Raw genomic sequence first — 1583 nt, 5'->3', positions numbered from 1 at the left:
AGAAAATTAAAATTAGTCAACAGAATCAAGAAAAATATTGCTAAATTTGAGATTAAACCTGAAGACGTCGGATTTAGTAAAACACTAAATATCAGTACTTAATATTTGACGTTAGTTGGAATTAAAAACAAACATTACGAATGAAAAAAATAAAACTATTTTGCGGAATTTTACTTGGACTTGTTTTTTTATCATCCTGTTCAAGTAGTGATGATTCAGACATTATTATCGGAAAATGGCGAGCTATAGAAAAATATGAATCAAATCAACAGATTGATTTACCAACTTGCTTACCTCACATTTACACAGAATATAAAGCCGACAATACAGTTTCTGGAGGTAAAATAATTTCAGACAACTTTCCAGAAGAGTGCAATTTATTGGATTTTGACGGAAGTGTTGTTTGGAAAAATCTGGGAAATAGCATGTATCGAATTGGACACATAAATGACCAAGGAACGACATATAAAATTTATAAAGAAGGAGTGAATTTAGTGGAAGAAAGCTCTAATGGAATAACCAAAATAGTTTATGAACCAAATTAATAACTGTTTACAACAATGGCTATAAGTAATTGCTTGTTCTCGCCTACTTCTGAAAATCCTAGCGGATTTTCAGCTTGGTGTATACTTGTAAATTTAAGTGCTAAACCACGCAACTACTCATAGCCGAGACCGTTGGCATTAATTTGAATGAAAGAAACCCTGAAATCAATAATCCGTCCAATTTTCTTTGGATTTTTATTTTATTTGTTCATCCTTTTAGGATACAATGCTGATTTCATTTCTAATGACTCAATTCGGACTTGGACTGCAATAATAGCTGGAGCTTTATTTATGTATTTAATTGTTTATGCTGCAATTAATAAAAAAGAAAGTTTTGGAATTAGTGCTATCGGATTTTATATCACGCATATTCTATTCAGTATTGGAATGCCTATATTCCTAATCATTAATCAAGTTTTTTTTACTGACCATAATAAAATCGAACCAAAATCCTTAATAGAAAAAGACAAAATCGAATTTATTTCTAGTCCAATAGATTGTAATAAAATAAAATATGGGACTTTCCTATATGGAATTGATACTATTATTCGATATTCAGAAAATAATAAAGATTATGAACTAGTTAAAACTGTTGGATTTGAGGACAAACTCAATCGGATTAAATGGCTTGACAGTTGTTCGTATGTTAGAATTATAAATAAAGGTTCAGTGACAAAATATATAAGATTAGGAAATATAAAAAACGGAGAACATCAAATGTATGAGAAACCTGCGATAACACATAAAATGTCGGAGGAAAACATAAAAACATTAACGGAATTAAAAAACTAATGCCAACATTGTATATAAAAAATTGCTATTTTGTGCTTAACCAATGTTAGTTGCTTTGTTTGCTAGCTTCTGATTTTCCTTCGGAAAATCCTCGCACACAAACACGCAACATTTCATATACGTAACCGTTGGCAACAATCTCCCTACTAAAAAATCAGTTGAGTTTTTTTGCTAACGAATCGTATCTTTATGGAGGCTCCTTGTCGAGGCCGGTTTTCGCATTGGTACATTTAAGTCCGACCGCAA

Annotated in this window: 2 protein-coding genes; both read left to right on the top strand. The window is 31.1% G+C overall.

Translation table 11 applies throughout. The annotated features are described in order from the left end of the window. Positions 1-140 precede the first annotated feature (140 nt). Positions 141-545, top strand: coding sequence for a hypothetical protein (locus L3X37_RS15195; RefSeq protein ID WP_237241017.1), 405 nt, complete (start codon positions 141-143; stop codon positions 543-545). A 147-nt stretch (positions 546-692) separates the two neighbouring features. Then, a complete protein-coding gene (locus tag L3X37_RS15190) occupies positions 693-1337 on the top strand; it encodes a hypothetical protein (protein WP_237241016.1) in 645 nt (214 codons plus the stop codon). The last annotated feature ends 246 nt before the right edge of the window (positions 1338-1583 follow it).

The sequence above is a fragment of the Wocania arenilitoris genome (genome assembly GCF_021728535.1).
Classification (GTDB): Bacteria; Bacteroidota; Bacteroidia; order Flavobacteriales; family Flavobacteriaceae; genus Wocania_A; species Wocania_A arenilitoris.
Note: the sequence above shows the minus strand (reverse complement) of the source record. Positions and strands in the feature narration are given on the sequence as shown.